The sequence below is a fragment of the Komagataeibacter kakiaceti JCM 25156 genome, assembly GCF_000613305.1.
Window position 1 is genome coordinate 1 of sequence record NZ_BAIO01000882.1, and the last position, 605, is coordinate 605.

Consider the following 605-nt stretch of genomic DNA (forward strand, 5'->3'; position numbering starts at 1 on the left):
CCATGACCAGTTCCGGCATGACCCCGCCGGGCTGCTCCGGCGCCAGGGCCGCCGCCTGCGGGCTGCCCGCCATGATGCTGTAGAAAAACGCCCGTTCGCTGAACAGGCGGAAACCCGGGGCCAGACGCGCGGCGGTACTGAACGCGCGCGCGGCTTCGGCGTTATCCCCCTCGCTGGCGGCGACGCTGCCGACAAGCAGGCTGGTGGCCAGATCCTGCTGCCCGGCCTGCATGATGGCGTCATCCGGCGCGGCGGCCCGCATTTCCCGGTTGGGAAACCCGGCCAGGAGCGGTACAACAAGGGAGGCCACGACCATGCGTGACAGACGAGGTAAGAGCATGACGCCAGAATCTACCGCGTGCGGCGTCCGCTGCCAAATCCTGCGCCTGACGGCGGGGCGGCGCGCGCCTGCATTACCTGTGTCGGTAGGGGACATATCCATCCGATGACTGATTCCATAACCCTGTTGCGCCTGTATGTGGAGTGGGGCGCCGATGACGCGCTTGACACCCACCCGCATGACCGGATGGCCCGTCCCGCCACGATACACCATCCCGCCACGCTACACAGCCCACCCCCATACAGCCAGACAGGGGAATGGACAG

The 605-nt window shown here is 67.3% G+C and carries 1 pseudogene; it reads right to left on the bottom strand.

The features are described 5' to 3' along the window. Positions 1-316 (bottom strand): annotated as a pseudogene (locus JCM25156_RS26640) (tetratricopeptide repeat protein); the annotation flags it as partial. Positions 317-605 lie beyond the last annotated feature (289 nt).